This is a genomic window from Chryseobacterium ginsenosidimutans (assembly GCF_024807225.1).
Taxonomy (GTDB): domain Bacteria; phylum Bacteroidota; class Bacteroidia; order Flavobacteriales; family Weeksellaceae; genus Chryseobacterium; species Chryseobacterium ginsenosidimutans.
Genome location: NZ_JANUCO010000001.1, coordinates 2,651,558 through 2,677,717, shown reverse-complemented (window position 1 = coordinate 2,677,717; position 26,160 = coordinate 2,651,558). Strand labels below are relative to the sequence as shown.

At 35.0% G+C, this 26,160-nt stretch carries 18 protein-coding genes; 7 read left to right on the top strand and 11 right to left on the bottom strand.

The features are described 5' to 3' along the window. Nucleotide 1: 1 nt before the first annotated feature. The 3 genes from J3D55_RS12540 to J3D55_RS12530 form a co-directional block, all read right to left on the bottom strand. Nucleotides 2–901 (bottom strand): leucine-rich repeat domain-containing protein, encoded by a 900-nt coding sequence (locus J3D55_RS12540; RefSeq protein WP_259131560.1) that lies wholly within the window; start codon nt 899–901, stop codon nt 2–4. Between the two features lie 59 nt (nt 902–960). Next, entirely contained in the window at nt 961–3,102 is a 2,142-nt protein-coding gene (locus J3D55_RS12535; RefSeq protein WP_259131559.1) for an alkaline phosphatase PhoX, read from the bottom strand. 221 nt (nt 3,103–3,323) lie between these two features. Beyond that, nucleotides 3,324–5,156 carry a cytochrome-c peroxidase gene (locus J3D55_RS12530; RefSeq protein ID WP_259131558.1) on the bottom strand — a complete coding sequence of 611 codons (1,833 nt, stop codon included), beginning with the start codon at nt 5,154–5,156 and terminating at the stop codon, nt 3,324–3,326. A gap of 235 nt (nt 5,157–5,391) precedes the next feature. Between J3D55_RS12530 and J3D55_RS12525 the strand changes: the two genes are divergently transcribed. After that, nucleotides 5,392–6,246: a nucleoside phosphorylase gene (locus J3D55_RS12525; protein ID WP_259131556.1), complete on the top strand. Its 855-nt coding sequence runs from the start codon at nt 5,392–5,394 to the stop codon at nt 6,244–6,246. 190 nt (nt 6,247–6,436) lie between these two features. On the opposite strand, the gene J3D55_RS12520 is transcribed toward J3D55_RS12525, so the two are convergent. Continuing rightward, nucleotides 6,437–7,816 carry a phage tail-like protein gene (locus tag J3D55_RS12520; RefSeq protein WP_259131555.1) on the bottom strand — a complete coding sequence of 460 codons (1,380 nt, stop codon included), beginning with the start codon at nt 7,814–7,816 and terminating at the stop codon, nt 6,437–6,439. Between the two features lie 571 nt (nt 7,817–8,387). Between J3D55_RS12520 and J3D55_RS12515 the strand changes: the two genes are divergently transcribed. The 3 genes from J3D55_RS12515 to J3D55_RS12505 all read left to right on the top strand — a co-directional run bounded on the left by J3D55_RS12515 (nt 8,388) and on the right by J3D55_RS12505 (nt 10,780). After that, nucleotides 8,388–8,687 carry a hypothetical protein gene (locus J3D55_RS12515; protein ID WP_259131554.1) on the top strand — a complete coding sequence of 100 codons (300 nt, stop codon included), beginning with the start codon at nt 8,388–8,390 and terminating at the stop codon, nt 8,685–8,687. Nucleotides 8,688–8,808: 121 nt separating this feature from the next. Then, entirely contained in the window at nt 8,809–9,618 is an 810-nt protein-coding gene (locus J3D55_RS12510; RefSeq protein WP_259131553.1) for an enoyl-ACP reductase FabI, read from the top strand. A gap of 79 nt (nt 9,619–9,697) precedes the next feature. Further along, the gene (locus J3D55_RS12505; protein ID WP_259131551.1) at nt 9,698–10,780 is read left to right on the top strand and encodes a hypothetical protein; all 1,083 of its coding nucleotides are present in this window, start codon (nt 9,698–9,700) and stop codon (nt 10,778–10,780) included. A 72-nt stretch (nt 10,781–10,852) separates the two neighbouring features. Here J3D55_RS12505 and J3D55_RS12500 read toward each other — a convergent pair whose 3' ends face one another. From J3D55_RS12500 to J3D55_RS12470, 7 genes are all read right to left on the bottom strand, one after another. Beyond that, entirely contained in the window at nt 10,853–12,292 is a 1,440-nt protein-coding gene (locus J3D55_RS12500) for a glycoside hydrolase family 30 protein (protein WP_259131550.1), read from the bottom strand. A 66-nt stretch (nt 12,293–12,358) separates the two neighbouring features. Continuing rightward, complete coding sequence (locus tag J3D55_RS12495) at nt 12,359–13,162, bottom strand: glycoside hydrolase family 16 protein (RefSeq protein ID WP_259131549.1); 804 nt, start codon at nt 13,160–13,162, stop codon at nt 12,359–12,361. A 410-nt stretch (nt 13,163–13,572) separates the two neighbouring features. Beyond that, nucleotides 13,573–15,795, bottom strand: a complete 2,223-nt coding sequence (bglX, locus tag J3D55_RS12490) for a beta-glucosidase BglX (RefSeq protein ID WP_259131548.1) — start codon at nt 15,793–15,795, stop codon at nt 13,573–13,575. Between the two features lie 88 nt (nt 15,796–15,883). Beyond that, complete coding sequence (locus J3D55_RS12485) at nt 15,884–17,353, bottom strand: glycoside hydrolase family 30 protein (RefSeq protein WP_259131547.1); 1,470 nt, start codon at nt 17,351–17,353, stop codon at nt 15,884–15,886. A 21-nt stretch (nt 17,354–17,374) separates the two neighbouring features. Beyond that, nucleotides 17,375–18,229, bottom strand: a complete 855-nt coding sequence (locus tag J3D55_RS12480; protein ID WP_259131545.1) for a hypothetical protein — start codon at nt 18,227–18,229, stop codon at nt 17,375–17,377. Between the two features lie 11 nt (nt 18,230–18,240). Beyond that, nucleotides 18,241–19,548 carry a RagB/SusD family nutrient uptake outer membrane protein gene (locus J3D55_RS12475; protein ID WP_259131543.1) on the bottom strand — a complete coding sequence of 436 codons (1,308 nt, stop codon included), beginning with the start codon at nt 19,546–19,548 and terminating at the stop codon, nt 18,241–18,243. Between the two features lie 228 nt (nt 19,549–19,776). Continuing rightward, nucleotides 19,777–22,677: a SusC/RagA family TonB-linked outer membrane protein gene (locus J3D55_RS12470; protein ID WP_259131541.1), complete on the bottom strand. Its 2,901-nt coding sequence runs from the start codon at nt 22,675–22,677 to the stop codon at nt 19,777–19,779. Nucleotides 22,678–22,854: 177 nt separating this feature from the next. Between J3D55_RS12470 and J3D55_RS12465 the strand changes: the two genes are divergently transcribed. The 3 genes from J3D55_RS12465 to J3D55_RS12455 all read left to right on the top strand — a co-directional run bounded on the left by J3D55_RS12465 (nt 22,855) and on the right by J3D55_RS12455 (nt 26,152). Further along, a complete protein-coding gene (locus J3D55_RS12465) occupies nt 22,855–24,048 on the top strand; it encodes an MFS transporter (RefSeq protein ID WP_259131539.1) in 1,194 nt (397 codons plus the stop codon). Between the two features lie 16 nt (nt 24,049–24,064). Continuing rightward, nucleotides 24,065–24,853 carry an NUDIX hydrolase gene (locus tag J3D55_RS12460; protein ID WP_259131537.1) on the top strand — a complete coding sequence of 263 codons (789 nt, stop codon included), beginning with the start codon at nt 24,065–24,067 and terminating at the stop codon, nt 24,851–24,853. Nucleotides 24,854–24,973: 120 nt separating this feature from the next. After that, complete coding sequence (locus tag J3D55_RS12455) at nt 24,974–26,152, top strand: acyl-CoA dehydrogenase family protein (protein WP_259131535.1); 1,179 nt, start codon at nt 24,974–24,976, stop codon at nt 26,150–26,152. The last annotated feature ends 8 nt before the right edge of the window (nt 26,153–26,160 follow it).

Genomic DNA, 26,160 nt, shown 5'->3' with positions numbered 1-26,160 from the left:
TTTAGAAATAAATCTGAGTTTCCGGCATGATTGCTTTTAGCTTTTCGATGGTTGATTTTTCCATTGGATTGCCCGTTAATATGAGTGTTTTAAGATTTTTCAGTTGTGAAAATTCGGTGGGGAGATCTTTTAAATCATTGTTCGCAAGATTCATGCTGACCACATTTTTCAGACCTTTTACTTTAGACGAAATTTCTTTGATATTGTTCTGACTTACATTTAAAAATTCCAGATTCTTCGACTTAAAGAGATCTTCAGGAAGTTTTGATATGGAATTTTGCTGTAATTCAAGGTATTTTAATTGTTTCGGGAATTCTAAGTTTCCTAAATCGTTGATTTGATTGGCAGAAAGATTTAATGATTTTAAATTCTTAATCTGATCCAGATCTTTAGCAATAAAACTGATCTGATTTCCCTGTAAATTAATTTCTTCCAAGCTCGGAATCTGCAACAACGCTTCCGGGAAAACATTCAAACTATTGGCATCCAAATGAATGACCTTTAATTTCTGAAGTTTTGCTACGTTTGGATTTATGCTGGTTAATTCATTTAAATTAATCGAAAAACTTTCCAGTTTCTGAAGTTCTCCGATTTCGTCGGGAATAAATTTAATGCTGTTTTCGTTTAAGTTTAAAATCGTCAATTCTTTTAATGCAAAAATTGATTCATCCATTTTCTCAAACTTATTTTCCATTAAATTCAGGAAAAAAATTGATTGTAGCTTTTGAATTTCAGTCGGAAGATTAAACATCACTTTCCCTCTGAAACTCATGCTGTAAATGGTTTGTCCGCTTTTTAAAGCATCATCAATATTGGTATACGTTGGGTATTTTACAGGATCGATCTGGGCTTTTGCCTGTGAAAGAAGTAAAATAGCAATAGAAAAAAATAGTTTTTTCATAACAGAAAAAAGCTACCGATAATAAAATATTACCGGCAGCAATTGTAAATATTAATAATTTATTTTTTCAAAAGTTTTACCGTCTGTTGGAATCCTCCATCAGCTTCGATATTTAAAATCAAAACTCTTGAAGCGTCCAATTGACTTGTAAAATCTAAGTCTAAAGATTTGTTTGTTCCTGAGAATTTCTTCGTGAAAACAATTTTACCATCGATGCTGTAAGCCGTTACAGAAATATCTTTCAATCCTTTTGGAGAGTTGATTTTCACCATTCCAGAAGTCGGGTTCGGAGCAACGGTAACAGTATTTTCTGCTTGAGCATCAATAGTTCCTAAAGATCCTGTTGTTCCTAAGTTATTTTTAAGAGCAACTACGATCGTAGCAGATTTCCCTTTGTAGTCGATTGTATTTCCAGTTGCATCAATATCCGTAGAAATTGTAGAATCCGGGTGCTGAATCGAGAAGAATCCGAATTTGTGATCCGGTGTAAAGGTAAGACCAGTCGGCTCTGAACCTGCAGGCATAGAAGCGAACAGTTTCACTTTTGGATTTGCCTGAGTGTGATCCGGAGCAATTACCCAGATGTAGTTTTTACCACCATCCTGAAGAACCCAAAGGTTTCCAAGCTCGTCGAAAGTAAGGTTGTCATTTCCATCTCCCCAAGCTTCAGTTTTTGTTCCCTGAGCGGTGTCGAAAGAATAATTTGTTGTAAGACCACCTACGAAAGTTTCAACCTGAGAAGTCGTCATTCCGTTGTCCTGAAGTCTGTATACTTTATTTAAACCTTTCGCTGTAAAATAGATTTTACCATCAAGCGGACTGATATCAACATCTTCAACTCCGTTGAAAGAAGTTCCAAGAGATTGAGCTAAAGTTGCTGTATTGTTTTGGTCAGCTTTCATCTTGTTAGGAACCTGAACCCAAACACCTGTTGTCGCTACAGGATCTCCGTTGCTAAGACCTTGATCTAATTTTAACACATAAAGATTTCCTGAAGAAAGGTTGTTCGGAGTATCCATCACATATTTGTAAACCATGTGCGTTCCACCATCTTCACCGTAATATGCTATAGTTCCTGCATTATTTATCACAACATTTTCGTGGTTCATAATACCCATTTGCCAAAGTTTTCCTTTAGATCCGTCAGCATTTTGAGAAATAACCTGAGCAGTTGCAGGATCGATCTCTACCAACCAACCATAATCTTTCATTCCATCGGCATTTACATCACTTGAAGTAGTCTGCTCTTCTGCTGTAACCACAGTTCCCCATGGTGTAATTCCTCCAGAACAGTTTCTGATCGTCTGAACCAAACTCGGAGCTGAGAAGCTTACCGCTCTAGATTTCGTTAATTGCCAAAGTTTTGTAGAACTGTTATAGTTGATTTCTGCCATCGTAACTCCTCCAGGATTCGTTTCGTGGTTTACAGAAAGATATCCGTTGGTAGCACTTGCGTTTTTAGGAACATAAGCTGTAAAGTCATTTTGACCTCCAACTAATCCTCCTCCTTCTGTATAATTATCTCCTTCTTTTAAGATCAATTGATATTTATGTTCAGCAGGAATGATTAATTTATTAGTCTGAACCGTCGGAACGATTGAAGTAAAACAACTGATGTGGGCTGCGTTACAAGGAACTGGTGTTGTTGTTCCTACCGTTTTAAGATAAGCATCGATTCTTAAATCAGAACTTGTAGTACTTCTGTTGTGCAATTCGATAGAAATTCTGTTGGTTCCGTTTACGAATTTAGATTTAGGAATAGAGAATACATTGTAAACACTTTCTGCAGCACCGTCGATGATTGTACTAGATAAAGTACTGAAATCTATTACACCAGCCGGCATATTGTCTCTTATTACTTCTTCACCGTTAAGATAAACAACAATACCGTCGTCTCTCATTACGCCCAATTCCATGGTTGTAGAAAGATCGTTTAAGTTTACCGTAAAATCTTTAGCAAAATAAGCTGTCGTAAGACCTGTAGCCGTTGTAGTTGTTACAGGATCACCGTAACCAAGAGGTCCGTTACCTTGAGACCAAGCAGAAACATCAAAAGTAGTATCTTTCCACTGAGATGCTAAAGCAACGTTACCGTCATTGTATTTCCAAGAAGCATTCTTATTAAAAATAAAAGTCTGCGCATTCAATAAAGAACTCGAGACCATTGCAAGAGCTGCAATTGTTAGTAGTTTTCTTTTCATTATAAATTTCGATTTATTAGACGTTGCAAAGCTATACGATTGCTTTTAAGCCTTTATTAATAGGACTTTAAATAAACCTCAATGAATATTAATTAATAGAAAACCAAACGTTAATTAGATTAATTTTATGTTAAATTAAAAAAATATTAAAAAGTGAGGAAGCGGATAAAGAAATGCAACTTTTAACTTTTACATTCTTTAAACCACTCCTCACCATTGATTTATTTTTTTGTTTTACTTATGTCTGTCAACGTATTTAAGAAGGCAATAACCTGCTTAATTTCCGTTGGAGTCAAATTCAATTTATCCGGAGCTAAAGTCTGGTTTTTCATTTTAAGACCAAGACCTTCTCCTCCCCCTTCATTATAGAAATCCATCACTTCTTCCAACGTATTGAAAGCTCCGTTGTGGAAATACGGTTTTGTCAACGCTGCATTTCTTACCGTTACCGTTTTAAACGAATTTTCATAGATCCAAGAGTTTTCCTTTTTCACCGGACTGGTTATTCTTCCTTTATCAGCGTCTAATTCCAACGGTTTCTGGTTGATCGGTTTTGTTGTAATCCCCAATACTTCAGATTCATTTTCATTAAATAACGGCGGAACTAATCCTGAAAAATTCGGAGCAAAGTGGCAAGTTGCACAATTCGCTTTTCCCATGAATAAGTTAAAACCTTTTTTTGCATCAGAAGAGATTTCTTTTTCATTTCTCATGAATTTATCAAAATCACTTTCGTAAGAATATAAAGATGCCACATAAGAACTCAGTGCTTTTGAAAAATTCTCTCTGCTGATATTTCCGTTTTTAAAGGCCGTTTTGAATGCTTTTTTATATTCAGGTTTTGTCTTTAATTTTTTAATGATGCTTTCATAACTTGTATTGAATTCATTTTCATTATAAATAACGTGTTCCGCCTGTTGTTCAAGATAAAAAGCTCTTAAGTCATAGAAAAATCTTTTCGCAAAAACCGCATTATATAAAGATGGTGAATTTCTCAATACCGTTTTCCCTTCAATATTACTTGGAGATTTCGCTTTCAAATCTGTAAAAGCATTTTCCGGTAAATGACAGGTTGCACAGCTCATTTTTCCGTTGTCGCTTAAGTTTTGATCGTAAAAAATCTCTTTTCCTAATTTTCTTACATCGACATTATCTTCCTCTTTTTTCAATAAAGTATAAAAATACGGATCAAGAAAATCGCTGCTGAAAAGGTTTTTATTACTTACATTCCAGCCAGAAAACTCTTTTAAGTCATCACTTCTGCCGTCCCAATTTCCCAATTCTTCATACAAAGGCTGAATATATTTTTTGTAGAATTCTATCCTGTCAAAACTTTCAAAATCGGTATTCTTCGAAAGATAATCAATTCCTTCCGTTAAAATTGTATTCGCTTTCTGAACATTATAATTTTTAAAATAAGGATCATCATTAATGTACTTTTTCATTCCTAAAAAAGTATGATTGGCTTCTTCAGAAATATTCAAAGAACCTGGAGTATCAAAACCTGTAACGCCCAAACTGTACATCCTGATCAGTTCAATTCTTAACGGCAACGTCTTGTTATTCCCTTTGCTTAAGCCGTTTTTAACAGAACTTAAATAAAAACTTGCATAACTGTTGTACAGAAAACCGGTAATGGTCTTGATTTCTTCTTTTTTCTCGTTTGCTTCATCAGAAAATATCAATTCATCCAACACCTGCAAACCTTTGGGAGGAAGTGTGTAAGCTGTAGTTCCCGCCGCTTCAATATGAAATAACGGTGCCGCGTTGAGGTCAGTTTTTGTGAATTCAGGATAATGATAAGCCACGTAAAATTCAATTTCTTTGAAAGAATTTCTTGTTTCTTTTAATGATTTTCGGAGATCTTCTAATGAAATTTTATCTTCTGAAAATTGGTGAGCGTCGGATTTTAACTGGTCAAGTTTAGTTTTAAAATCAGTTAAGCCTTTATTAACAACAGAATTTTCAGTTTCAACCCCTTTATACGTCGGGTTGAATGACATTACTGCAAAACCAATTAAAAGAATCACAATAAGTAGCGGATAAGATCTCATTCAATTTTTGTGCAAAACTATCGATACCCAACCGATCAGACGTTACCACAACTTTAACTTTGAATTAAATTATGTTTACATTCTGGATAACATATTTTTTACTAATTTTAAATCCCGAAAATCAAAATTCATTATTCGCTGAAAGTCAATTCACTTTTTTGACTTCGTTTTAAGATAATGAGGAAGGGAATTTGGGGAGGATTTTAAAACAACTTTAAACTATAAAAACATATTTATGCTAGATAAACTTGCTGCTTCAGAGCTTGTTCTGAACGACGACGGAAGTGTGTACCATCTAAATCTTTTGCCTGAAGATATTGCCGAAAAGATCATCCTTGTTGGTGATCCGGATCGTGTGGCGAAGGTTTCAAAATATTTTGATACAGTAGAAATTAAGAAAAACAAGAGAGAATTTTACACGCATACAGGAACTTTAAGAGGCGAAAGAATCACCGTACTATCAACCGGAATCGGAACGGAAAACATTGATATTGTGATGAATGAGCTTGATGCGCTGGTAAATATCGATCTTAAAAATAAAGAGTTTAAAACAGAACATTCTGCGCTTCAATTATTCAGAATGGGAACTTGCGGAAGTGTGAATCCTGATGTTCAGGTTGACAATATGTTGGTGACTCAGAATGTTGTAGGATTGGATGGTTTGATGCATTTTTATCAGGATTATGCGTTTGAAAATGAGTTTTCTAAGAACTTTTTAGAGAAATTCCCTTATGCGAAAATTAAGCCGATGCTTTATTTTGCAGATTGGTCGGAGGAATTAGGAGAATTATACAAAGACGCAAAATACCACGGAAATACAGCCACTTTCCCCGGATTTTACGCACCACAAGGAAGACAGCTTCGTCTGAAAGCACTCGATGATAAATTCCTTGAAACATTAAATGATCTTGGCGTAACCAATTTCGAAATGGAAACTTCGGCAATTTATGCTTTGTCTAAACTTTTAGGTCATAAAGCCATTACGGTAAATAATGTAATCGCCAACAGAAGACGCGGAGAATTCTCTGCCGATCATCATGCTTCTGAAAAAAATCTGATTACTTGGGTTTTGGATAGAATTATTAAGTAAATTTATTTTTTACCATTAAGAAAATGAAGAGGTTAAGAATATTAAGTTTTGCTTTTGCTTAAGACTAAAAAAACAAAAAGGATTTCAATACTGAAATCCTTTTTTTATGATCAAATAAAACCATTTAAGATTTTAAAATAAATTTCTTCTTTTGGAAGTGATGCGCGCTCAATTATTTAATTTAATTCTATTAAAATTCATTCACCGTTACGTAGAAGTGTGAAGAATTCAGACTTTCTGCACTTGATGAAATATTGGTAAGATTGATGGTAATATTCGATGTTGAGGTCATTCTCGGGTTTGAAATTGAAAACGTAGAATTTCCTGCAAAATCTCCCGCCGGTGTTACCACAATCGTTGCTCTTGTAGATCCGGTATTCAAAGCCGGAGGAATTGTAATATTCATCGTTGTTGATTTTCCGGGTGGCAGATTGTTCACAGAAACACTCGGCCAAACTTCAAAACTGATCTGGTTTTTGTTTACCGTTCCCCTGTCTCCCAGCTTGTATTGTCCGTTTACGTCAATTTTTGCCGTATTATTGGGAGTATTTGTTCCAATTCCGACAGACGCGTTATTATCACCCAAAACAATTGCATTATATTGAGAAGTCGACGCGTTATATCCTATCGCCGTAGAATTCTGTCCTGTTGATGATGCTCCGGAACCGATTGCTGTAGAATTTTGACCGTTTGTATTTGAATTATATCCAATAGCCGTTTCGCTGTTCGCATTTGTTTTTGCACCATATCCTAAAGCCACCGACTGAAAACCTGCCGCTACCGAATTATTTCCTAAAGCAGAAGATTCATTTGCTGTTGTTTTAGCGTTAAATCCAATTGCCGTAGATTGAAAACCATCGGCAAAAGAATTATTTCCTAAAGCGGTTGATTCGTTTTTATTTGTTTTGGCATTATATCCGATTGCATTCGACTGAAAAGCTCCTGCTGTAGATTTATTTCCTAAAGCCAACCCGTCATTTGCCAATACAGACGCTTCATTTCCTACAGAAACTCCTTGATAAGACGAGCTTGAAATCCCTATGGCGATACCATTCTGACCTGCATTGGCGCCCGAACCCAAACTTACAGAATTATCTGTTCCCAATCTTCCTGATTTTACAGAATTAACCTTGAAAACCAAATCATCCGATGTATTTGTTCCTAAAGATAAGTTGGTATTTGAACCTCCGTAATTCCCGGCGTTTGTCGCTGAATTATTCCAGTTGGTAGCAGAACTGCTTCCTCCTCCATTAAGTCCGTTTCCTGAGGTTCCTACAGAAATCATGTTCCATTTCAGGTTGTTCCAGTAATATAATCCTATGTCTGTTAATCCACCCTGTCCGTTATTCCAAACGATCAATCCGATTGATGGCGAAGGAACCGTCACGTTATCTGTAATAGAAGTCAAAGCAATACTCGGTAATAAAACTCCTTTGTTTTTAGAATTAATTTCCAACATGGCAGAAGCATTCGGAGTAGGTGTACCTATCCCTACTTGAGCCATCACAATATTAAAATTAATTAATAATAAGGCGGTGAATAAGATTTGAATTTTTGTTTTTTTTAGCATCTCAAGTTTATTATATAGATAATAGTTTATGACTGCAAACATAATAATTAACAATAAAACATACTATTTTTTAATAATTTTATAATTTCACACGAAATAGTGAATAATCTAACAAAAAAGCTATATTTAATCACTGTTTAATGAATGTAAACATAGAATTAATTCTATATTAAATCTTTGTTTAAACGTTACAAAACCTAATTTTACCTTATTTTTAAATTAATTCAAAATTTAACATTTACTTAAAAAAATCACTTTAAATTGAATAAAATGTAATTTATCACTGTTTAATGAAAACATTTTTTTGCTAATTGTTTGTAAATAAGGTCTTTTTGCGTTCGCGAAAATGATAAATGAGCTTGAAAATCGTATTTTTTCTCTTCCAATAAATAGCATTGTAATTTGATACGTTACGCTTTTGTTTTTGGTCATTATTATTTATCATTTCAAAATACATCTATAAAAGAAAAGCCTGAAAACTGTCAATAAAATTTTTATGAAAAGTTTAACAGTGCACAGAAATTTTAGGAATAGTTATTGATTAATCGTACATAACCAAAATATTAATGTTATGAATAATTCAGAATACAACAAAGCGGAAAATGCTGTAGACAACACGAAAGACACTTTAAAAGATGCAGCCACCAATGCCAAATGGAAAATAGAAGAACTGGCAGACAGAGCAAAGGATTATATTAACGAAAAAAGAGCCAATGACGAAGAAGCTCAACAGGAAGACTGGCTAGACAGAGTAAAAAATAATGCATCCGATGCTTGGGATGATATTAAAGATAAAGCCAATGATGCATGGGAAAAAACGAAAGATGCAGCAGAAGATGTAAAAGCAGAATGGAACAAGAAAACCAATTAAAATTTCAGTCTTATAAATAATTTCAAGAAAAACGGAGCCTTTTTATACAAGGCTCCGTTTTTTATGATGTTCTAAAGACAAATTATTGCTACATTTGTAACTTAATAAACATTAAAAAATTATGTCATACGGTTTACTTAAAGGCAAAAAGGGAATTATTTTTGGAGCCCTTAATGAACAATCTATTGCATGGAAAGTTGCAGAAAGATGTCATGAAGAAGGAGCTGAATTTATATTGTCTAATGCTCCTATCGCTCTTAGAATGGGAGAATTAAACGGTTTAGCAGAAAAAACAGGTTCTGATATAATCGGTGCAGATGCCACTTCGATTGAAGATCTTGAAAAACTTTTTGATGCCGCTGTTGCAAAATTTGGTAAAATCGATTTTATCCTTCATTCTATAGGAATGTCTATCAATGTAAGAAAAGGAAAACATTATACAGAAATGAATTACGATTGGTTGGAAAAAGGCTGGGATATTTCTGCCGTTTCTTTCCACAAAGTAATGCGTGTCGCTTATGAAAAAGACTGTATGAATGAGTGGGGAAGCATTTTGGCGCTTACCTATATTGCAGCACAGAGAACGTTCCCGGATTACAACGATATGTCTGATAACAAAGCTTATCTTGAAAGTATCGCAAGAACATTCGGAAATTACTGGGGTGAGAGAAAAGTACGTGTAAATACGGTTTCTCAGTCTCCTACTCCTACCACTGCAGGAAGCGGTGTGAAAGGTTTCGGAGGTTTCCTTGGATATGCTGAAGATATGTCTCCGCTAGGAAATGCTACCGCATTAGAATGTGCAGATTACTGCGTTACTCTTTTCTCTGATCTTACTAAAAAAGTAACGATGCAGAATCTTTTCCACGACGGAGGATTCAGCAGCTCTGGAGTTACTCAGAAGGTAATCAGTAAATATGATGTTGAATAATAGTTTTACAATCATTATTTAAATATATAACCCAAAGTGAATTTTTACTTTGGGTTTTTTTATACAATTAACCACACAGATGAAAAATATTATACAAATACTCATTCTCGCGGTAATTCTTTTCAGTTGCAATAAAGAAAAGAATACACAAACAATATCATCAGTTCAGAAAAATATTATTGATATTAAAAGTTTAAAATACTTTGAAGTTGGTTATCAAGATAAGTTTGAAATACTTCCGCCTTTGGAATTCTCGGAAATTACTAAAGATGAATATGATAATCTAAAAAGTACTTCTAACTCCATAACAAATTCTCCGTTACCGATTAAAGACAATAATTATTTATTGGAAATAAACAATAAAATTCTTAAACTTAAAACTGAAGAAAATGTAGCTAAAGAAGGAGAAAACAAATATGAGTATTTAGGATTTTACCCAACTTTAAATATATATGCTTTTTCCGCTAATAGCTCACGTGACAATTTAGGTTTTAGTGAACTTGAATTAATCAATAAATTCGATTTTTCAGCTTACCGTATTATTTCAGTTGGAGATGATAAAGTGGAAAAACCTATCATTTCTCCTCAAACGAAATATTTGGTTTATCGTTATAATTACGTTTATGAAACTAATAAAAGCTTTTTAGGAGTTTTAAAAATTAATGATGATAAAACATTTACAGAACACAGAAGTTTTTCATCAAATAATTTCAACATTGCAGAAACAATATGGCTTGGTGATGATTACGTTGGTATAAAAACGACTTATGATAAAGGCAAAACTTATAAATATCATAAAGCAAATCTTGCTGTTAATGAAAATAATAAACCAGACACATTCAAAGGAAATTATTCTGTTTACATAGAGACAGAAGCTACAACAACAGGAATGGCTTCTATCAGTTATTCATTTAAAATTCAAGGCAATGAAGCTATACTTGAAACAAATACTTACCATGAACCGATAAGATGCAATGGAAAATATCTCATAAAAAGCAATAATAACATTTTAGAATTGTATTATAATGATGAAGAGATCGATTGCAAGGCCGATTCTCCTGCTTTTTATATAAAAAAAGAGGGTGGCAAATATTTTATAAAAGGCATTGGCGGTGAAGCCACTTTTAATGAGTGGATTTTACTGGAAAGAAAAGATAATTAGCATATCATAAAATCAAATCGGCGGCACCAAAGGTGCCGCCGATTCTTAATAATAAAAATGTTAATATGAAGTCTATAAAATTACTGTCTGTATAGAATGAGCCGGAGCCGATAATTTTGCTGACATCCCTTCGATCCAAAGATTGGCGTCGATATCTTTGTCTGTGTCATTCATGATGACGGTTACTAATTGTCCGTTTTCATTCATGAATGAAGTCGATGTTAAATCTGATGTATTGGCAGAACTTCCGACTCTTTGTGCGTTTGGTTTTATGTATTTAGAAACCTGTCCTACATAATAATATTCATACGTGTAATGCACTTCTCCTGTTTTAGTATCAGCAATGATGGGTGCAAAACAGAAATTTCCGACGTGGTTTGGTCCACCTGTTTCGTCTAAAAGCACGTTCCAGTCTGTCCATAAAGAAGTTCCTCTGTTGAAATCGTTGATCATATTTTTACCATACAACTCTCCCAAGCTTACATCTTCGATTCTCTCCATTTTGAAAACCTCCTTACAACCTTCCGTAAACGCTAAGAATTTATCGGGAAAAGCTCTTTTCGTTTCCATTACATTATCGAATAACTGAGTTCTGTTATGCCAAACTTCGTACCAGTGATAGGCAATTCCGGAAGTATATTTAGAAACTTCGGGATCGCTTAATGTGGTGGTTGCTCTTTGATAAATCAGGTCTCTGTTGTGATCCCAGATCATTACTTTTTTATCTTTATATCCGTTTTTCCAAAGCGTTGGTCCCAGATTATTTTTCAGGAAATTACCCTCTTCTTCAGCGGTGTACAAACAAGATTCCCAAGTTTGCTTTGCCATTGCTTCATTCTGAATCGTTAATCCCCAAATATTAATTCCTCTTTTCTCATATTCCTGAATGAATTTCACGTAATAATTTGCCCAAGTCTGATAATATTGACTTTCCAGCTTACCGCCATTCAGCATATTTTTATTGGTTTTCATCCAAGCCGGCGGACTCCACGGAGAAAAATATAATTTAAAATTGCTTCCAATTGATTTCTGAGCTTCTTTAATCATCGGGATTTTAAACTTTTCATCGTGAGCCACATTAAATGACTTCAATGAAGTATCATTATCCTGAACATAAGTGTAAGAATCGCTGGAGAAATCGCAAGAGTTCATATTGGTACGAACAACTGAATATCCCAACCCGTTTTTCCCGTAATACGCTTCGATAATTTCCTTTTGCTTATCCTTCGGCATTTTATAAAAAGTCTCAGCAGCAGCATCTGTAATCGCACCTCCGATTCCTATTAATTTCTGATATTTAAAATCCGGATCAACAAAAATACTGGGTTCGTTTTCTTTAGGCTGATCGAATTTTTCAAATTTTACCGTTCCTTTATCTGCCAGTTTTTCGTTGGTTTTAGCATTGGTAAGAATAATTCGGGCTGTTTTGCCTGCATTCTTTTTCCAGTAATTCTGTGCATTGGCATTGAAAATCATTCCGATGACAAAGCAACTTACAATTAGCTTTTTCATTTATTTCTTCTTCTTTTTTCTATTTATATTTAACCACCTTGTCAAAAATTCTTTCGAATTTTAAGATTAATTATTTTTATACACTCTTACGTAATCTATGTAATACTTTTGAGGAAAAATAGTATCATCAATTCCTTCTTTTCCGCCCCAAAATCCGCCGACCGCCAAATTTAAAATGATAAAATAAGGCTGATCAAAAGGCCACGATTCATACGTTTTTTCTTTATTTTCATACGTGAAAAACTTCTGATCATCAACATAAATATCAATTTTCTCCGGCGTCCAATCTGCTTTATAGACATGGAATTTTTCACTTGCATCTTTTACAATCAGCGTATCGGTTTTCTGAGTTCCGATGATGTGATTGTATTTTTTCGTGTGAGCCGAAGCATGAATATACCCCTGATTAAAACCAACATGTTCCATGATGTCCAGTTCCCCGTCATCGGGCCATTTTTTCATATTTTCGCTCATCATCCAGATGGCGGGCCAAGTTCCGCGACCTTTCGGAAGTTTAGCACGAACTTCGACAGTTCCGTATTGAAAGGAAAATTTTCCTTTTGTTAAAAGTCTTGCGGAAGTATATTTATTCTTTTCCCAGTTTTCTTTTTTGGCTTCAATCACAAGATTTCCGTTTTCAACTCTTGCATTTTCCAAGCGGTTTTTGGTGTAAAACTGAGCTTCATTATTTCCGTACCCATCACCTCCGACTTCATAATTCCATTTGGAAGAATCCGGTAATCCTTTTCCGTTAAACTCGTCATTCCAAATCATTTTTCTATCAAAATCAGGCTTATTTGAAGCACAATTCGAAACAGAAAAAAGGAGTGTTCCTCCGATTAAAAGGCGAATGATATGTTGGAATTTCATCGAGATTCTTGGTTTTATGTTTTTTATTAATTGCTCTGTTATTATTAATTGATACTGCTGTTTTTTAACGCAAAGTTTTATTTAAATTAATTTTGATTTTAAGGAGCAAAGATTGAATCAATAAATTGATTTTATGAAGCTTGCTTAATAAGCGACTTGTCGCAATTCTTTGCACCTTAAAATTTATAGTTTCAATATTTAAATCTTTGCGTTAAAAATTTATTATTTATTTATTTTCAATTTTTTTTATTCCGAAGCAAGAAGAATTTCTATGTAAAATAGATTCGTCACTCCACTTTGTTTCGTTCTGAATGACAAACATTATTGTTTCCTCAATCATCTAAAAAACGAACAGTTTTTTACCACCAAAAGCGGGTTTTATCCCGCTCTTAGTTGAAGTAAACTATTATTTATTTTGACCAATTAATTGTCTTTTTCTGAACATTCTGAGAATCGGTTCCGACCATGATGTCGAAATCTCCGCTTTCCCAATCAAAATTTAACTGATCATCATAGAATTTTAAATTTTCCGGAGTTAATGTAAAATTGACGGTCTTACTTTCTCCTTTTTTGATGAATATTTTTTGGAAACCTTTCAATTCTTTCACAGGTCTCACCACTTTTCCAAACAAATCTCTGATGTATAACTGCACCACTTCTTCCCCATCGTAATTTCCGGTATTGGCTACATTTACACTGATCGTTAAGCTTTGATTTCCTTTAAGCTTTGTCGAACTTAAATTCATTTCAGAATATTTAAACTGAGTATAACTTAAGCCAAAACCAAACGGGAACTTCGGGTCGTTATCCAGATCGATGTAAGCCGAAACGTAATTTCTGTCGGTGTTGTTTTTCGCAGGTCTTCCTGTATTGTAATGATTATAATACACCGGAATCTGTCCTTCCGTTCTAGGAAAAGTCATCGGTAATTTTCCACCCGGATTTACTGTTCCGAAAAGAACATCCGCGATCGAATTTCCGGCTTCCGTTCCCAACCACCAAGTGTACATGATCGTCGGAATATTGTCTGCAGCCCAGTCAAAAACCAAAGGTCTTCCTGCGTTGATCATTAAAACGATCGGTTTTCCAGTTTTTGCAATTTCTTTCAAAAGATCTTCCTGAACTCCTGTGAAATGCAGGTTACTTCTGCTTTTCGCTTCACCGCTCATGGCAGAACCTTCACCTAAAGTCATAATCACAACGTCTGCTTTTTTTGCCGTTTCCACCGCTTCTGCAAACATCGATTTGTCCTGATCATCAACATTCGCACCTTTTGCGTACAATAAAGTTGAGTTTTTATCTAACTGATTTTTAATTCCGTCGAACTGAGTGATGATTCTTTGATTATCATCTTTAAAAGCGACCGACCAAAAACCGTGATTGGCAGAAGTTTCTTTTCCGAAAGGTCCGATTAAAGCAACCGTTTTCGTGGATTTTGAAAGCGGAAGAATATTTTTTTGATTCTTCAGTAAAACAATACTTTTTGAGCCAAATTCTCTTCCGAATTTTCTGTTTTCCTGATTGTTGGTCTGCTCTTTCTGTCTGTTTTCGTTACTGAATCTGTAAGGATCGTCGAACAATCCCATTTCAAATTTTTTAACTAAAATTCTTCTTGCTGCATCATCAATTAACTTTGGATCAACCTTGCCTTCTTTAACCAAATTAGGAAGTTCTGCCATGTAAGCTCTACTTTCCATATCCATATCGCTTCCTGCATTGATGGCTCTTTCCGCCGCTTCTTTATTGTCTTTAGCATAACCGTGAGAAACCATTTCACCGATACTTCCCCAATCTGAAACCACAAAACCTTTATAATTCCATTTACCTTTTAATAGATCTCTTAAAATGTATTTATTTCCCGTTGCCGGAATTCCATTGATATCATTAAAAGAGTTCATAAAAGTCGCAACTCCCGCTTCTGCAGCCGCTTTGAAAGGCGGTAAATAGGTTTCGTTTAATTGTCTTAAACTCATGTCAACGGAATTGTAATCTCTTCCGCCAACTCCCGCTCCATATGCTGCAAAATGCTTTGCACAAGCCATAATAGCGTCAAGATTTCCAAGACCTTTTCCCTGAAAACCTTTGATTCTTGCCAAACCAATTAAAGTCCCCAAGTAAGTATCTTCACCCGAACCTTCCATTACTCTTCCCCATCTCGGATCTCTTGCAATGTCGACCATTGGTGCGAAAGTCCAGTGAATACCGTAAGCAGATGCTTCTGTTGCGGCGATTCTTTCTGATTTTTCAATTAAACCTAAATCCCAGCTTGCAGCCTGACCAAGATTCACAGGAAAAGTCGTTCTGTATCCGTGAATTACATCCTGACCGAACAATAAAGGAATTCTTAATCTTGAGTTTAAAGCGAGTTCCTGAAATTTTCTGGTTTCCTCTGAACCCGCCACATTCAGCATGGAACCTACTTTTCCTTGTTTTATTTCATTTAAAACATTCGCAGAATTGGAATTTTGAGGACCTGTTGCATATTCAAAACCACTGTATTGAACCAACTGACCTACTTTTTCTTCTAACGTCATTTTCGACAACAGCTCAGAAACTTTCTGATCGATTGTCTTTTGTCCGAATGCATTCATCCCAAATGCTGTAATTGCTAATAAGAAATAAACTCTTTTCATATAATGTTTTTTATTTTTTCTAAAGTCATGTAATCGCGATAGATCATATTTTGAATCAAATAATAGTACCGCGATTTCATGTTTTATTCTAAAAAATATAAGTCGCTGTCGAAACTCCCGGCATTGTTACGGAAGCCATTTTTTGATTATATTTTATGTTAAATGTCTTATCGCCAGAATTGCTGTTCTGAACGATTAAAACTGTTTTCCCAGCCGGAGTTTTAAAAGCTACCGTTGAAAGATTATCGCCTTGTGTAGAAGCAATTCTCTGAGAATTTACAGGTACGAATTTTGAAGCATGAGCAATGATATAATACGCAACATTTTTGTCGTAACCTGTAGCTCCATTCACTGTAATTGCGCCTTTGCATTGTGTACAACCTCCCGTTGTGTGAGGTCCGAAACCTGCATCATTTGCGACATTCCATTCCAAGGCTACTTTGCTCCAGTTTCTCATCGATCCGATGACCACATTTTTTACGTGCCAATCCAAATCTCCGGAAAAACCTCCGGTAGAACTCGTCCATTGTTCTGTAAAATATACGTTTTTATTTGGAAATAAATTATGAACCGTACCTAAAGCCGAAATATCTCCCGCGTATAAATGAAAAGCCGATCCGTCAACATAAGGATTTGCTGCTGTGTCATTTAAAACTGCTAAAGGATAAGCCGGATTATCGCAATTGTGATCGTAAGCAATAATTTTAGTGTTAATACTTGCAGCCTGAAAAGCGGGACCCAGATTATTCTTGATGAAATTCGTCTGATCTGTAGAAGTCATATACATACTCGGATTGTTTCCGGGATGTAATGGTTCGTTTTGTGGTGTGATCGCATCGATTTTAATTCCCTGAGCCTGCATTGCCTGAATATATTTTACAAAATATTGGGCATAAACTCCGTAAAATTCAGGTTTTAAACTTCCTCCGACGGTGTTTCCGTTATCTTTCATCCAAACCGGTGGTGACCAAGGTGTTGCTAAAATTTTAATATTCGGATTGATCAGCAAAATATCTTTTAACATCTGGATAACAGCCTGATCTTTAGTTAAACTAAATTGAGCAAGCGAAGCATCTGTCTGTCCTGCCGGCAAATCATCATAAGAAAAAACTTCGCTGTTCAAATCTGAAGCACCGATGCTGATTCTTAAATAATTAATTCCAATTCCTGAACTGCTGAATAAGTCATTCAACAATTCCTGTTTCTTGGTTGCATTCAGCTGATTAATTACCTGAACACTCCCACCAGTAAGCGTATATCCGAAACCATCAATACTTTGGAAAACCTGTGAAGCATCCACTTCGATCGTTGTCCCAGTTCCTGAAGTCCCAGAAAAATAAGCTGTACCCTGTTGTTGTAGTTTCACTGTTTGATCTCCTTTTGTCAACCATGCCTGTACCGGATCTCCGGAAGTATTTCCGCTTCCATTGTTCCCTGAATTATCGCCATTATTGGCTAAATCCGAAGATGTGCTGCTACAGTTTAAAAAAGAAAGAAGCGCTACACCGCAGAGTGCAGCACTTCTAAGTACGAAACTATATGAATATTGTGATTTCATATTACATTTATATTGCAAAAATTATTGCATTCTACGGAATTCTACTTTGTCGATGCTTAAACTGTTAACAGTTGTTCCTCCACATTTTATCTCCAAATAAACAGTTCCTGTAGTTGTTGCTGTGTAAACACCCGCATTTTTAACGGTATCACATCCTACAGATGAAACTTTTCCTTTGAATGCAGATTTCCCACATCCTGACCATGTATTGATATTTCGATAAACCGTTCCTGATATATCCTGACCTGTAACCGGAATACTATTTAAAACATAAACTTCAAACCACGTATCTACAAGAGGTGTATCGGATGAAGCAACCATATCAATTGAGTATTTTTGTCCGGCAACAACATTTACTGCCTGATAAATACCCTGTTGTGAACCACCTGATGCAACAATAGTAGCTTTACCATTAGCAAAAACCCATTGCGAACCTGAAGCACTTATTTTGTGAGTTGTCCATTTCGAAACTTCATCTGGTGTATCAAATCTTCCTCCTAAAATCATATTTCCTGAAATTGGATCTGAAGTGGGAACTGTGATAGTCTGAGTTCCTGTACCCGCTAATACTCCACCAATTCCAAACGCCTGATGTTCTACAACATAAGTTCCTGCATCCGGAAGAAAAATATCCTGTATGTTTTTTCCTATATTAAAACCTTCATCATCAATATTCCATTTTGTCATGATATAGTTATTAGCATTTGTTGTTAATCTATATCTATTTTCCGCTGTTTTTGCTACTTTAAAAGAACCATCTACAGCTCCTTGAGAAAGTCCGTTTCCTTCACCGTCTATAGTATCCGGAGAACAACTTGCCAGAAAAAATATCGCTGGTCCTAATAAAAGACTCTTGTTAATATATTTAGTTATCATGTTTATTAAAATTAATAATTAGGATTTTGTTTAAGAATTGTACCTGTAAGTTCTGTATAAGGAATTGGCAGAATTTCATTCTTACCAGCAGTGAATCCTCTTGCGCCTAGTTTAGCAGGAGCATCACCCCATCTTACCAAATCGAACCATCTGTGTCCTTCACCAACTAGTTCTCTTCTTCTCTCATCTTTAACAGCTTGCATAGAAACAGGAACTGATGCTAAACCAACTCTTGCTCTTACAGCATCCAACAAAGCTTGTGCTCTTGAGCCAGAACCGTTAAGTGCTTCAGCTTCCATTAAATAAGTATCTGCTAATCTAAGGTAGATATAGTTTTGACGGTAGTTTAATTCTGCTGGACCAGGCAAAGTGGTTACTTCGTCTTTTGTTGGCATATATTTATTTAAAAAATATCCGCTATCCATATAAGCAGGAGAATAATCAGCTTTATTTTGTTGTTTAAGAACTTTTACATTCAAAATTGTCGCATCCATTCTTGGGTCACCTTGCATAAAGTTGAATAAATCTGTTGTAATAGCATTAAATGCCCAACCTGCAACAACATCTGGTGCATCCGCAGTTTTCTTACTATATCCTCTCGGAGCAACCATAATATTAGTAGAGTTCCCTTCATCATTACCTTGTCCCCAGAAACTCCAGTCAGAATTTCCTTTGTTGGTATGCATCACTTCGATGATAGATTCCGTAGTGAATTTATTATCTGTAATCCAAAGACTTGCAAAATCACTTACCAATTTGTATCCGTACTGGCTTGTTCCACCAGGAGTTCCGTTTACGTCAGCAAACTGTGCAGCCGCTTCAGCTTTTTTATTATCAAATAAATAAACTTTTCCAAGTAATGCTTTTGCAGCTCCTTGCGTTAATCGTCCTTTTTGATCTCCCGAAACTGTCATTGGCAACCCTGGAATAGCAGCAAGTAAATCTGCCTCAATCTGAGCATATACTGCAGCTTTAGGAGTTTGAGGAATATTATAGTAATCGTCTGTAGCTTTAATTTCTTTAAGAATTAAAGGTATATTTCCAAACATTCTTACAAGCTCAAAGTAATATAAAGCTCTTAAAGTTTTAGCTTCTCCCGTGAACCTATTCTTTACAGCATCACTCATATCTGCTGCAGGAATTTTTTCTATCAAAACATTAGCTCTGGAAATTCCCTGATAATAATCTCTCCAATAGCTTGCAGGCATTGTATTCGGGTTCAATTGATAATTTGATAATCCCTGAATCCCTGCACCATCTGTTGAACTTCCCCCTCCTGCATAAAAATCATCAGATCCTGCATTAAAAAATGTTACCATATTTTCAAAACCACCTGCATATTTTCTTAACGGATCATATGTTCCTACAAGAGCGAAGAAACATTCTTGCTCATTTCTGAAGAAATTATTTGTATCAAATGCTCCAAGGTTTTTTACGTCTTCAAGATTATCTGTATTACAAGCTACATTGATTAATCCGGTTTCCGATAAATAATGATGCTGCTATGCTTATTTTAAATATTTTATTTTTCATTTTTTTAATCTTATTTAGAATGTAACGTTAGCTCCGAAAAGGAAAGTTTTAGCTTGTGGATAATATGCTCTGTCTATACCAAAGCTATCACCAGCTGCAATTTCAGGGTCGTAACCTGTATATTTCGTAAATGTGAAAAGGTTTTCACCTGTTACATACAAACGAAGTTTGCTTACTCCAAAATTTTGTGTCATTGTTTGTGGAAGTGTATATCCTAGTTGAACTAGTTTTATTCTCACATAGTCACCTTTTTGAAGATAGTAATCAGACATCCAAGTGTAATTATGATTGGTATCATTAGTTGTAAGTCTTGGAGTTGTGTTAGAAGTACCTTCACCTGTCCAACGATCTAAAATAGCTGTTTGATAATTTGCATTCAAAATATCAAGACGTCTAAGACCTTGGAAAATTTTGTTTCCAGCTTGTCCTTGAGCAAAAACCATTAAATCCCAATTTTTGTAGTTTAAGTTAATAGTCATACCAAAATTAAATTTCGGAACTGAATTTCCTAAATTAACTTTATCAGCATCACTGATTTTTCCGTCTCCATTTGAATCTGCCCAAATGAAATCTCCGGGTTTTGCGTCAGGAAGGATTAATTGACCGTTTGCATTTTTATAAGCATTAATCTGATCCTGATTTTGGAAAATACCTAAATTCTTATATCCGTAGAATGATCCGTAAGATTCTCCTACCTGAATTCTTGAAACAGGTCCCATAGATTGGAATCCAGGTCCGTCAATATATTGTCTTCCTTGTTCCAGACTTGTAACGGTATTTTTAAGATATGCAAAGTTTCCGTTCACAGAAATTCCCCAATCTGACCAATTTTTCTTATAACCAAGTTCTACTTCTATCCCTTTATTTTCCATATCTCCAATATTTGCAGTCGGAGCTACTGTTACTCCTACATATCCAGGGATTTGGATTTGTCTTAGAATATCTGAAGTTTTCTTTTTATACACATCAACGCTTAAATTGAAATTGGTCAAGAATTTAATATCTGCTGCGATATTTAATTGAGAAGTAGTTTCCCATTTCAAATCCGGATTTGCCAATGTATTTGGAATATATCCCGGCATGATTACATTACTCCCGTTTGTGTAATTTGCTCCAGGAACATAGAAACTGGCGAAAAGAAAATCTCCGATCCCGTCATTCCCTAAAATCCCATATCCTCCGCGTAATTTCAAACTGTTAACGATTTTATTTTCCGGCCAGAAATTTTCTTTATCTACATTCCACCCTACGGAGAAGGCAGGGAAAGTTCCCCAATGATGATTCGCTCCAAATTTTGAAGAACCATCACGTCTGATTGTTCCAGTAAACAAATATTTATTAGCATAATCATAAACAACTCTTCCGAAATACGATGCTTTATGAGTATTTACATAATCCCATGCGTTCATATTTTTTTGATCCTGTGGAACAAAATAGTTGAAGGAAGCATCCAGATAACTGCTTATTGGTAAGTTAGTATGCGTTACCGTTTGTCCGAAACCAATATTATATTCGTAATAACCTGTACCAGCTAAAACATTGAAATTATGCTCTCCAAATTTCTTTTGCCAGTTAACTGTATTTTCAAAACTCCACTCTAGTTTTTGCTGAGTTGTTCTGCTTAAGCTATTAAAATTTAAATTACTGTAATTTGGATTTAGATAAAAAAGCGGTGTAAAGCTTTGATTTCCCCAATATGATTTTTTACCGTTAATAGATGATTTAAATGTAAAATCTTTTGCAAATTTCACTTCAGCAAAAATATTAGCAATAAAATCATCAGACCAACCTGTATTTCCTAGTTGTGTATATCTAAAAGCAAGCGGGTTAGACATTTCCTGACCTACCAAATTAGAAATACCATAAGGGTTTCCATTAGGATCTCTTACAATATTAGGATTTGAATATGTACTAGAATTAGCCACAGCAGGGTCGGTCACAACTAAAGGTGTTGTAGGATCCAAGTTAACAGCAGAGCTTAAAGGACCTCCAAATTCACCATTAGCATTAATTCCCTGAGATTTTGTATGAGTATAAGCAAAAGTCTGCCCAACTGTTAACCAGTCTGTAACTTTATGTGTTGAGTTTAAACGTCCTGTTAATCTTTTGTAAGTAGAGATATCACTCATCACAATACCTGTCTGATCAAAATATCCGAATGAACCGTAAAAAGTAGATTTTTCATTTCCTCCACTGATGCTTATTTCATGATTAGATCTTTCACCAGTTCCGAAAATGGCATCTTGCCAATCTGTACCTTTTCCTAGAGATTGTGGATTTTGGAACACTGGGCTTTGTCCACCATTTACATAAGCTTCATTTAAGATTGTTGCATACTGAGTTGCATCCAAAAGATCTAATTTTCTTGAAGCTCTTGCTGTACCGTAAGATCCATTGTAAGAAAGATTTAATCTACCTTTTTTCCCTTTTTTGGTAGTCACCAAGATTACTCCTCTAGCTGCAGAAACTCCATAGATTGCAGAAGAAGCACCATCTTTCAATACTTCAATGCTTTCAATGTCCGATTGATTCAGCCAGCCAATTCCATCTACTACGATTCCGTCAACCACCCATAAAGGATCATTATTGGCATAATAACTGGTAATACCTCTTACACGAATTGTCGCAGCAGAACCTGGTTGTCCTGAATTTGATATTACATTTACACCGGCTGCTCTACCTTGCAATACCTGTTCCGGTTTACCTGCCGGAATGTTATCAATGTCCGCAGCTTTAATACTTGAGATTGCACCCGTCACATTACTCTTTTTCTGAGTACCGTAACCGATCATTACCACTTCCTCTATTTTTTGTTCTTTTGGAAGAGTGTCTTTCTTTGTGTTTTGGGCATTGAAGTTGGCAGTAAAATATAGCACTGCAACCATTCCCAAACTTCTAGATATTCTTACATTCATATACAGTTAGTTTTTTAATTCTCAAATTGAGACAATAAAAATATATTTTTTTTTAAATAATTAACATTTTATTAATAATTATTTTAATATTTCGTTTATTTTTGGGGGTTTAAAGGCATAATTTTTTCTTAATAATCATCAAAAATTGGCAAAAAAACAATAAAAACAATCCCCAAAATGTCAACCAAGCTCTCCAAAATTTCACTTCCGCTAAAGTTAACTTTTCTTATTTTCTCCATGGTGCTAAACTGCATGGGCATTGTAATTCTTCAACTTTCGGAGGCAAAAATCACCTATGAAAAACTGGGTTTTCTAGAATCTTTTAAAGATCTTCCGATCGCTGTTATTTCACTTTTCGCCGTTAATTTTATCAGCAAATTCGGTACTAAAAAATCTCTGATTTTAGCATTAACAATTGTTGGGATTTGTTCACTTATTTTACCATTTGTAGAAGTATTTTGGTTTTACAAGCTCTGGTTTGCGATTATCGGGACATGTTTCGCGGTTGGTAAAATCTGTGTTTTTGGAATAATCAGAAACAATATTTCAGACGAAAAATCTCTCGCTAAAACAATGAACAGTGTTGAAGCTTCTTTTATGATCGGGATTTTTGTAGTGAATACAGGTTTTGGATGGATCATTTCGAGTAAATTCTCAGAATTCTGGAAATTTGGATTTTTATCAATTTCAGTTTTATCTGCCATAACAATTTATCTATTCTCAAAACTTCCGATTTCAGAACCTATTAAAACGGAGAAAGAAAATATTATCAAAGATCTTTTAAAATTAATTAATCCATTATTACTCATATTTTTAGCCGTAATTTTTTCAATTGTATTTGTTGAGCAAAGCTTTAATTCGTGGCTGCCTTCTTTTTATAAAAATCATTTAAAGGTAAATTCGTTTTTTGCACTTCAGGCTTCCTCATTTTTAGCTCTTTTCTCTTACATCGGAAGAACAATAACCGCCAATATTATCCAAAGATTTTCTTTATCTAAATATTATGTTTTGTGTCTGTCATTAATTGTTTTGGTATTAATCGTCATTATCGGAATACAGCTTTTTGATACAGACGACTCAAAATTATTGCTGTTCTTATTTCCTATAATCGGACTGTTTTTATCTCCTTTATATCCTGTTATCAATTCAAAAATGATTGCTCAGATTGATAAAGCAAAAGCCAACCTTTTCACTTCATTAATTGTCATTTTTTCGTCGCTCGGAAGCTCTGTCAGTTCAATTATTATGGCCATTTTATTTGGAAATCAAATGTTGAACTTTTATTCCACCTATATTTTATGCGCTGTAATTGTGGTATTTACGATAAGTTTAATTTATTTTAAACTTGCTGCTAAAACATTTGAAAAATAATTTTATTTTTACTCCTATGAAAATCAAGAACGAAAAAAATAAAGAAACTCTTCAGGAACTTATTGATACAAAGGACTTTGTAGCGCATGTATCTGTTGATTGCACCATATTTGGTTTTCATAATAATATCCTGAAAGTTCTTCTTTTGAAGTACCACGACCTCAATTTGTGGTCTCTTCCCGGCGGTTTTGTATTCAACGATGAAGATCTTCGTGAAGCAGCTGCTCGTGTTTTGCATGAAAGAACCCATCTTAAGGATATTTTCCTGAAACAATTTCACACTTTTGGAAGAATTGACAGAACGGAAAATAATGTTCACGAGATTTTGTTAAACAACAAAGGAGTCGAAGTTCCGAGAGATCACTGGATTTTTCAACGATTCATCACAGTTGGATATTGTAGTTTGATCGATTTTTCGATGGCGAATACTTTTCCGGATGCTTTTAACGAAACCTGCGAATGGTTTGAAGTGAGTAAACTGCCGAAAATGGCTTTCGACCACGATAGAATCATCGAAACCGGACTTGAATATTTAAGAATGAATATCAACACAGAAGTTGCGGCAAGTAATCTTCTTCCCGAAAAATTCACGATGAAGGATCTTCAATGTCTTTATGAAACAATTTTGGATGAAGAATTCAGAAGGAACAATTTTCAACGTAAAATATTGAGTTTAAACATCTTAGAAAGACTTGAAAAATTGTACGACGGTTCGGCAAATAAAGCTCCTTATTTGTACAAGTTTAAAAACAGAATTTACAATCCTACAAACCAATACCCTATTTCCAACGAAGACGGGAATTAATTTTAATCTTTTTTATCGTAAGATTTGCTTTAAAGCATTAAAAATCAATTGATAAAAGACATTCAAAAAAAATTTCTCTGAAATACCGAAAAGTGTTATTTTTAGGAAAATTAAAATATAATGTCATATTATTCCCTTACAAGCATTCCCGACTATTACGGGATCGATGCTTTACTTACTGAAGAACATAAACTTATCCGCCAATCTGTAAGAGATTGGGTTGAGAGTTTTGTGATGCCTCAAATAGATCAGGCTGCACAAAATCATACAGATATACCGAATTTAATGAAAGAGCTGGGGCAAATCGGAGCTTTAGGTCCATATATTCCTGTTGAATACGGCGGTTCCGGACTTGATCAGATTTCTTACGGCTTGATTATGCAGGAGCTGGAAAGAGGCGATTCTGCGGTACGTTCTGCGGCTTCTGTACAAAGTTCTTTGGTGATGTTTCCTATTAATGAATTCGGTTCTGAGGAGCAGAAGAAAAAATATTTACCAAAATTAGCATCCGGAGAAATGATCGGTTCTTTCGGGCTTACCGAGCCAAATCATGGTTCTGATCCAAGTTCTATGGAAACGCATTTTAAAGATATGGGAGATCATTATCTTTTGAATGGTGCCAAAATGTGGATCACCAACTCTCCGCTTTGCGATATTGCCGTTATCTGGGCAAAAAATGAAGAAGGAAAAGTGCAGGGATTGATCGTTGAAAGAGGAATGGAAGGTTTCACAACTCCGGAAACTCACAATAAATGGAGCTTAAGAGCTTCAAAAACAGGTGAATTGGTTTTCAATGATGTGAAAGTTCCAAAGGAAAATTTACTTCCGGGAGTCACAGGTTTGAAAGGACCTTTATCTTGTTTAAATTCAGCGAGATATGGAATTTCTTGGGGCGTAATCGGTGCTGCAATTGATTGTTATTGTACTGCTGTTCAGTATTCTAAAGAAAGAAAACAGTTCGGAAAACCAATCGGTTCGTTCCAGTTGCAACAGAAAAAATTAGCAGAATTTTTAACGGAAATCACTAAAGCTCAATTACTTTGCCTACAGTTAGGAACACTTAAAAACGATCATAAAGCAACTCCTGCGCAAATTTCAATGGCGAAAAGAAATAATGTAAAAATGGCTATTGATATTGCAAGAGAATCTCGTCAAATCCTTGGAGGAATGGGAATTATGGGTGAATTTCCGATGATGAGACACGCCGCAAACCTTGAATCTGTAATCACTTATGAAGGAACTCACGATGTTCACTTATTAATTACAGGTCTTGATATTACCGGAATTAATGCTTTCTAAACTTAGAA